Raw genomic sequence first — 7,474 nt, forward strand, 5'->3', positions numbered from 1 at the left:
AGAAGTTGAAAATGTAGATCTGGTGATCATGGGATGGCATGAGTCAAACAGGTTCCAGTATTCTCTTAGTGATGTAACAAATGAGGTTCTTTCATCGTTGAAACATCACATAGTTCTATTAAAAGGCCATCTCGCTTACAAGACAAATAAAATTGTGGTAGCATATAATGAAAAAGATAATTCAGCATATGGTCTGCACCTGGCAAAAAAACTAGCTTTCAATACAGGGGCAAAAATAGAGATCATTACAATAGTGAATCCTGATGAGGTTAGTGAAAGGAAGAAGGAGATCGCTGAGAGACTTCAGGCTTTATGTAAAAGTGAAGAAAACATATCTATCAGTTTTAAGATATTGGAGAGGTATTCTGCTGAAGATGCAATATTGGAAGCTTCAAATAAAAGTGATCTGACAGTTATCGGGGATTCAAGTCAAAGGTTTAAAGTATCTTTTCTTGGGACTTTGCCACAGAGGGTTGCAAGACACTCTAAGAACCCCGTGCTGATCGTAAAAAGGTCCAAACCAATATCCAAACAGAACATTACTTATGTGGTAAATAAATACATTTCCAATATTTATATAAAAATAACTCGCATGTCGAAAAAAGTATTCAAATAATAAGGCAAATAAAGATCCTAGTAAAACAACTTCTATTTCAGCAACTAAGAAGACAATGGTTTTTGAAAATCAAAATACTTTCACCATGGATGCGGGCTATATTTATACTTTAACAGAATACTTCCATTTGCCTCTCAACAAGAGACAAACCAGAGGCTTGAGGTAGACTATGAACACAATGGTAATAGACATTAAGACCAAGTTCCATGAACTTGGTGTGGATATCCCGGCCGAAAAGATAGAAGAAAGACTAGAAAAACTGATCGTGAAATTCAAGGTTCCCCAGGAAGAAGCCAGGAGAAGCGTTGTCAACTTTTTCCTGAAGGAGCATAGTATTTCTAAAGAGAAGTTCTATGGCGGCCAGGGTGAAGTATCTTTTTCAAAAGTAGCTGATATCTCTGAAGATGGAAAATGGTTGAACTTAAAGGCTAAGGTTGTTCAGCTATGGGACAATACTCATGGATCAATTTCCCAGGTTGGGCTCTTGGCAGATGAAACAGGAACTATAAAGTTCGTTTCGTGGGCGGCTGCAGAGGTGCCGGCAGTTGAAGAAGGAAAGACTTACATTTTTAAGAATGTTGTATCCAGTGAGTGGAACGGTAAAATGGAGGTAACTCTCAATAAGAGCAGTTCTGTTGAAGAGACCCCTGATGATATACATGTCCAAAGTAAACCACAAGGGGTTTCCTCTCTTGTAAAGGTCGCTGACATTTCCGAGGATGGAAGATGGGTCGATGTGAAAGGCAAAATTGTTCAGCTGTGGGAAAACACTAATGAATCGATTTCCCAGGTTGGGCTTATTGGTGACGAAACTGCAAATATTAAGTTCATCAAATGGGCTAGATCAGAGATCCCGGTGGAAGTGATCGAAGGAAAGAACTATCTTTTCCGGAATGCTGTGACGAGTGAATGGAACGGAAAACTGGAGATCACTCTGAACAAAAGCAGTTCAATTGAAGAAATACCCGATGAGATCGAAGTTACCACCAGAGAAGCTGTGCTTACCGCGGCAATGGTGGATATTCAATCAGGTTCCGGGCTCATAAAACGTTGCCCTCAATGCAATCGTTCTTTAACAAAAGGTGCATGTGCAGAACACGGTAAAGTGGATGGAGTATATGACCTGCGTCTTAAAGCTGTGCTCGACACCGGAACTATTGCTCAGGATATACTTCTTAAAAGAGAAGTTACTGAGGAGATCTCAGGTATTACACTCGAAGGTGCCATAGCTATGGCTGCAGATGCACTTGATCAGGGCGTGGTCCTGGAAGCTATGAAACAAAAGCTTGTGGGCAAGTATTATACAGTTTCAGGACCGCGGGTTGACAGGTACATACTCGTGGATTCAATAAAAAAGGAATCCACTCTCGACCCCGAATTGCTTGCAGAGCTCATAAATGCAGCGGAGGTGTTCTAAATGGCAGGCTACACCCGTGAAGTTGCCAGAAGGATATTCGCTCAGGAATTCAGGGAATCCAATCTGACCTTCAAGGATGGGAACGACCAATATTCTCCACAGTATCTATTCACTCCTACGGGCGCAAAAGTAAACAGGATGTTCATAGTGGGAACCCTTACGGAGAAAGAGGACATTGGCAGTGAATCCGAGTACTGGCGTGGGCGAGTGTCTGACCCAACAGGTTCATTCTTCATATATGCAGGTCAGTACCAACCAGAAGCCGCTCAGGTGCTTTCAGAATGTGATACACCTGAATTCGTAGCCATCGTGGGCAAGCCCAGTACGTATACTACCCCGGAAGGCGAGATCCGTACATCCATAAGGCCTGAGTCAATGTACATAGTCGACGGTGAAACCAGGGATCTCTGGGTGCTTGACACAGCCAGGGCCACTCTGGAACGTCTTAAAGTCCTTTCTACGTCCCATCCGGATGCCTTGAGAGCAAAAGAACATTACAGGACCGAAGCAAAGCACTATGCATCCATGGTGCTGAAGGCTCTCAGGTCCCTGCAGGAAGAATATTGATCTTACAGGTTGTTTCCCAACCTGTAATTTTTTCTATCTCTTGTGCTTATCTTTTTTGGAGCAAAAGAGCCATAAACAACAATAATCAATAGTTGATGGGTGTATCATGAAAACATATCTTCTGATCTGGTTCAATAGTAATGGAGCAAGGCCTTCTGAGGTTACCCGCAGTTTGATGTCCCTTGGTTTTACTCCTGTGAAAGGTCCCTATGATTATGTCTATGATTGGGGAAACCATGTAGATATGGATGTGATCGTAAATTTCGGGGACAAGGTGCAGATGACTTTAAAAGATACAGGGGTAATGTTCAAGATCGAAACGGTCAATAGTACTCCATAGAGTGCTTTAGTCACCCTCTGCAAGTTTGCGTGAATATTCTATATAGTCGCAGGACTGGCCAACGATCTCAATAATTCTGGTGGAAACATTTCCATTATCGATGTCGATCTCCACAGCACATGGGTCGGACATTCTGGGTTTTGTAGGCGATCCCGGGCAAATGAGCAATACATCACTCTTTTCGATCAGAGGTCTGTGGAGATGGCCAAAAACAAGTATGTCCACTTCCATCTCAAGGGCAAGGTATCTGAGAGCAGTGGTATCGTTCAGAGAGAGGGCTCCTTCATGGACTATACCTATCTTTATGCCGCCCACTTCAAATGTGATCTTTTCCGGAAGTTCCTGCTTTATCAAAGCCTCATCTGCATTACCATGCACAGCTTTCAGCTTACCGGTTGCTTCAAAAGCCTTGTAGCATTCGTAAGATGTGAAATCGCCTGCATGAGCTATGATATCATAATCTGCGATCACATCCGCAAGATATTCCGGTATTTTTCCGGTTTCAATGTGTGTATCTGAGATAGCTATGACCCTCATTTATGGACTCCGGTAAGTTCAATGCAGGGACAGGTCGACAAGTTCATATTCCAGGTTCTCGCTTTCGAGGCGGCTGAGTATGCCAGGAACCTCTTCATCAATAGCAAGTACCAATGAGGATAGGCCATGGAAAGCTGCCTCTATAACGGATTCCTTTGCTCCGAACATCACATGTGGCTCCCTGCCCACCCTTCTCAGAGCTATAAGAGATTCAACTCCTATGGTAGCAAGATATGATTTTGATCTGACCAGGTTTTCCAATCTTTCCAGGTCAACGTTCTTGGATCCACCTCTTTCTACACGTGGTATCTTACAGACAGTGATGCTTGCATTTTCCAGGTCGATAAGTCCCATCAGATCGGTGACACCTACATCTTCTCCCTTCGATGCAGCGGAGATGGTCGTACCAGTGGCATTAGTGACATTCTGTGTGCTCACATAGAGTAAACCGTTCCTCATCGTAAGATATACTTCCTGTTCCGCATTCACATCTTCTTCAGCTATTGCGGTCCAGGTGGATACATGACTTATGATGTCGCTCATCACAAACCTTGCATACCTTTTCATCTCGGCGGCATTTTCCAGAACCCATTCAACTCCTTGTTTTGTTATCCGGTACCTCACTCTTCCTTCAGAGCTCACCAGTCCTTCAGCCACAAGTTCTTTAATGTACTCTGAAACTGCCTGAGGTGTTACACCGATCTTTTCAGCTATCTCCTTTTGCCGAACATTAGGCTGATGGGCAGCCACTTCAATGAGTATCTGGAACTTGGTTATACCACTCTTACTGCTAAGAAGCTCTATCATTCCTTATCCTCTACTTCCTTGATGCGTTGTCCCATCACTGCCAGTTTATCAGACCTCCGTGCCACAGCACGGATATACATTGGGCTTTTGTTCAATGCTCTTGTCAGGCTGCTCATGGACTCGTTCCCCTCGATCACAAGTTTTTCCAGTTCTTCTATTACGTCCTTCACTTCTTCATAAGGCTTGAAAGTCAGCATTATGATATCACTCATATCCTCCACAGAACATTGAAAATTGGTCTGGACTTTCGAATAAGAACTATGATATTCTTTTTGTGGTGTTTTTCCAGGTTCAGGCATATGCCATTGGCTTTCGATCAACCCACTTTTCTTAAGGATCTTTATACTCTGTGCAACATCCGTTCCCAGCGTTTCCTCAAGCTCATCCTTTGTCATCCATAAATTTAAGAGTGCATCGAATACTTTTTTATGCCGCTTAGACCCAAAGATCTGGAGAAGTGGTACAAGTTCGGAAGGATCATTGATAATTCTTGTCCGTTTATTCATAGCATTAACCTCTGAATGTACCTCATATGGACCGCGACCAGTTAAATCTCGAAACTCACAAGTACAAGCGATCCAAAAATTCAGTTAATCCATCAGAACACTTTTTGCCAATATTATATGTTCTTTAATCTTAATAAAGGTGATGTGATTTCAGAATGTTTTAAAATCGATAGTTAGTTCTCCATTTTCCTGCCAAAGGAATAGTGGGGATTTTCTTTTTTCATGCATGTTCTTCTCATGCAGTGCATGGGCTACAATGGGAAGTGCAATGGTCGCATCCACAAAGACCTGGACTTTCTTTGCGTCTGCAGCTATCTTGCCCCAGGAAACAGCCTCATCGAACGTGCATCCTGAAAGGCCACCCCAGTGAGGAACATCTGTGGTATATTGTATCGCATAATCATGCCCGGCAATATCGGCACCCATTATGGAAGCCACAACCTCTGTCTGCTGTATGAAGTTCTTGGGCACTCCCCCGCCTACATAAACGACTCCGGTCTTACCAGACATCTCAACTATCCGGGTTATTTCGTCAACATCTTTTATCTGGTCCACATCAACATCAACCCCTGCCCTTCTTGCAATGGTCAATCCTATTCCGATGGAGCTATCACCAAGAGCTGGCACAAAAATGGGCACACCATACTTATACGCGCTACCTACTATGGATTCATCACCATTTCCATCTTCGCATATTTTTTTTCCAAGGAGGCCTATGAATTCTCTTGAGGACATTCTCTTCCCATGAAGTCCTCTGGCAAAATCTGCTACCAAATGGTCCGTATGTCTGAACTCTTCCTCAAAAGCGAAAACATCATATATTCTGTCCACTCCATGCCTGAAAAGTTCTTCATCGTTGGCCAGGTGAGATCCAACATAATGTTTCTTTCCAAAAGCTTCGTGACAATCATGGAACAGGTTCGCTCCCGTGCTCACCAGACAGTCTATCATCCTGTTCTTTATCAGATGCACTATCACTTTCCTCATGCCTGCAGGTACCATTGCACCTGTAAGCCCCATCATGACAGTAAGATCTTCTTCTTTGAGCATATTGTTCCAGGCTTGCACAGATTCGGCAAGTTTCCTGCCCTGGAATCCGGTATATAGCATGCCGTCTACTAGCTGGCCTATAGACCTGTTCGTGACATCTAAAGGTCTTGTTGGGTTCTTAGTGAAAACATTGATCTTGTGTGGTTCCATCCTGGCACCTCTCAATGGACAGAATCATGAAACTCTGAAACACTACATTAACTGCTGCATTTACTTATCAGTTGGTGTTCAGAGAAACACATCTTTTGGAAAACATACCATCACCATTGTAATTAAGCGTAACCTTTGGAGGTAACACTACAGTTCTTTATCCTATTCTTTTGCAGACCGATAAATATATCCAATTCTGTTACCAATCAGTCAGGTACCATGTCCCAGAATCTTACTGAGAAGATAAATGATGTGCTTGCAGATAGGCAATTGTCCATAAGCGCTATCACCAGGGAGCTTAAAGACAAAGGTTTTGTTGAACACAGGCTGGTACTGACTGGGTATCTGCGGGCTCTGCGTGACCTCAAAATATTGCAGGAGATAGAAGTCCCTCCCTCTAAGGTCTACAAACGCCTGGAGCATCATGAAAAGTGCACAGATATTTACTCTATAGTAAGTGATCAGATCAAGAACCTGGACATGGAAATGCGTCTGCCCCTTTCTATTTATATCATCTCACGGCTCTTCAAAAGACCAGTTTTCCGGGAAGAACTTTTGCATCTCGGCATCAATAACAAAAGTGTTGCCAATTGCCTTGAATCTTCCGAATGCATGATAACACTTTCAAGGGACGAGAACCTGAAACTCTATCGCAGTGAGATCACGCGGATATCCATACCTGCAAATGATCCTGCCTATGAAATAAAAGCAGAAGATGGTCAAATGGTCTCCATGGCAAATATTATACTGATGGAAACGATAAAAGACCTTGTGGACCTAAGTGGGCTTACTCCAAAAACAAAGCAAACAAAGCTTGTTGAGATGTGATATCATATTCGAACATATCTTTTTCGTCATCATTGATAACTTCAGGCAGTGATAATCTGGATATAGAGCATGACGAACTTATTCAAATGCATCCTGTCGGATACGTACATAATGCTTTTAAGGAAGCTGTTTTTGATGAGAAGATGTATTCTTCGATATCACAGATAGTCTTGAAAGAAGAACTGCAGGATGGCCTTAAAGATATAACGGATTTCTCTAAGATCTATGTGCTGTTCTATTTTGACCGCTCGGAGGGCTACGATCTGATCCAAAAACGCCGTTATGATGGGAAGCTATCAGGTGTCTTTGCTTCCAGGTCGCCTAGAAGACCCAACAGTATAGGGCTTACGCTGGTGGAATTGCTGGAAGTCAAAGGAAATATGCTTACTGTCAGAGGTCTGGATGCCATTGATGGTACTCCGGTGCTTGATATAAAACCGTTCATAGAACATGATGTGGCAGGTGATGGTTTACGGTCTCCATAAATGCGGCATGTATACAAATGGAAGTGGAACACTGCTCTAAAACGGATAATATAATTAAAGCTCTGTCCATGGCAGAAAAGGCGGTGTCATCAGGAGCAGATATCATTGTACTCCCGGAAGTCTTCTCTACAGGTTTTTGTTATGAAGGAATAAGTGATCTGGCAGAGGAAG

The 7,474-nt window shown here is 42.9% G+C and carries 11 protein-coding genes; 7 read left to right on the forward strand and 4 right to left on the reverse strand.

What is annotated here, in order from left to right; genetic code table 11:
- The first annotated feature begins 28 nt into the window (after positions 1–28).
- From AB7U21_RS08980 to AB7U21_RS08995, 4 genes are all read left to right on the forward strand, one after another.
- On the forward strand, positions 29–616 hold the full coding sequence (locus AB7U21_RS08980; protein WP_428388434.1) for a universal stress protein: 588 nt from the start codon (positions 29–31) through the stop codon (positions 614–616).
- Between the two features lie 169 nt (positions 617–785).
- Positions 786–2,033, forward strand: a complete 1,248-nt coding sequence (locus AB7U21_RS08985) for a replication protein A (protein ID WP_333787640.1) — start codon at positions 786–788, stop codon at positions 2,031–2,033.
- The gene (locus AB7U21_RS08990; RefSeq protein ID WP_333787639.1) at positions 2,034–2,600 is read left to right on the forward strand and encodes an RPA family protein; all 567 of its coding nucleotides are present in this window, start codon (positions 2,034–2,036) and stop codon (positions 2,598–2,600) included.
- A gap of 106 nt (positions 2,601–2,706) precedes the next feature.
- Entirely contained in the window at positions 2,707–2,940 is a 234-nt protein-coding gene (locus AB7U21_RS08995; RefSeq protein WP_428388436.1) for a hypothetical protein, read from the forward strand.
- 6 nt (positions 2,941–2,946) lie between these two features.
- On the opposite strand, the gene AB7U21_RS09000 is transcribed toward AB7U21_RS08995, so the two are convergent.
- From AB7U21_RS09000 to AB7U21_RS09015, 4 genes are all read right to left on the reverse strand, one after another.
- Positions 2,947–3,477: a metallophosphoesterase gene (locus AB7U21_RS09000; protein ID WP_428388438.1), complete on the reverse strand. Its 531-nt coding sequence runs from the start codon at positions 3,475–3,477 to the stop codon at positions 2,947–2,949.
- A gap of 18 nt (positions 3,478–3,495) precedes the next feature.
- Positions 3,496–4,284 (reverse strand): MarR family transcriptional regulator, encoded by a 789-nt coding sequence (locus AB7U21_RS09005; protein ID WP_333786636.1) that lies wholly within the window; start codon positions 4,282–4,284, stop codon positions 3,496–3,498.
- Positions 4,281–4,790 (reverse strand): ArsR family transcriptional regulator, encoded by a 510-nt coding sequence (locus AB7U21_RS09010; protein WP_333786637.1) that lies wholly within the window; start codon positions 4,788–4,790, stop codon positions 4,281–4,283. The genes AB7U21_RS09005 and AB7U21_RS09010 overlap by 4 nt, the downstream gene beginning before the upstream one ends.
- Positions 4,791–4,940: 150 nt before the next feature.
- Positions 4,941–5,990, reverse strand: coding sequence for a deoxyhypusine synthase (locus AB7U21_RS09015; RefSeq protein WP_333786638.1), 1,050 nt, complete (start codon positions 5,988–5,990; stop codon positions 4,941–4,943).
- 219 nt (positions 5,991–6,209) lie between these two features.
- Here AB7U21_RS09015 and AB7U21_RS09020 point away from each other — a divergent pair, with 219 nt between their 5' ends.
- From AB7U21_RS09020 to AB7U21_RS09030, 3 genes are all read left to right on the forward strand, one after another.
- A complete protein-coding gene (locus tag AB7U21_RS09020) occupies positions 6,210–6,818 on the forward strand; it encodes a hypothetical protein (protein WP_333786639.1) in 609 nt (202 codons plus the stop codon).
- A 32-nt stretch (positions 6,819–6,850) separates the two neighbouring features.
- Positions 6,851–7,303 (forward strand): tRNA (N6-threonylcarbamoyladenosine(37)-N6)-methyltransferase TrmO, encoded by a 453-nt coding sequence (tsaA, locus tag AB7U21_RS09025; RefSeq protein ID WP_428388441.1) that lies wholly within the window; start codon positions 6,851–6,853, stop codon positions 7,301–7,303.
- Positions 7,304–7,314: 11 nt separating this feature from the next.
- On the forward strand, positions 7,315–7,474 hold a 160-nt coding region (locus AB7U21_RS09030; protein ID WP_428388443.1), incomplete at its 3' end, for a nitrilase-related carbon-nitrogen hydrolase.

This window comes from Methanomethylovorans sp. (genome assembly GCF_050177135.1).
Taxonomy (GTDB): Archaea; Halobacteriota; Methanosarcinia; order Methanosarcinales; family Methanosarcinaceae; genus Methanomethylovorans.

Excerpts from the sequence above, each read along its gene's own strand:
- AB7U21_RS08985 (WP_333787640.1), top strand. The coding sequence starts at position 786 with ATGAACACAATGGTAATAGACATTAAGACCAAGTTCCATGAACTTGGT.
- AB7U21_RS09010 (WP_333786637.1), bottom strand. The coding sequence starts at position 4,790 with ATGAATAAACGGACAAGAATTATCAATGATCCTTCCGAACTTGTACCA.
- AB7U21_RS09020 (WP_333786639.1), top strand. The coding sequence starts at position 6,210 with ATGTCCCAGAATCTTACTGAGAAGATAAATGATGTGCTTGCAGATAGG.
- AB7U21_RS08980 (WP_428388434.1), top strand. The coding sequence starts at position 29 with ATGGGATGGCATGAGTCAAACAGGTTCCAGTATTCTCTTAGTGATGTA.
- AB7U21_RS09000 (WP_428388438.1), bottom strand. The coding sequence starts at position 3,477 with ATGAGGGTCATAGCTATCTCAGATACACACATTGAAACCGGAAAAATA.
- AB7U21_RS09015 (WP_333786638.1), bottom strand. The coding sequence starts at position 5,990 with ATGGAACCACACAAGATCAATGTTTTCACTAAGAACCCAACAAGACCT.
- AB7U21_RS08990 (WP_333787639.1), top strand. The coding sequence starts at position 2,034 with ATGGCAGGCTACACCCGTGAAGTTGCCAGAAGGATATTCGCTCAGGAA.
- AB7U21_RS09005 (WP_333786636.1), bottom strand. The coding sequence starts at position 4,284 with ATGATAGAGCTTCTTAGCAGTAAGAGTGGTATAACCAAGTTCCAGATA.
- AB7U21_RS08995 (WP_428388436.1), top strand. The coding sequence starts at position 2,707 with ATGAAAACATATCTTCTGATCTGGTTCAATAGTAATGGAGCAAGGCCT.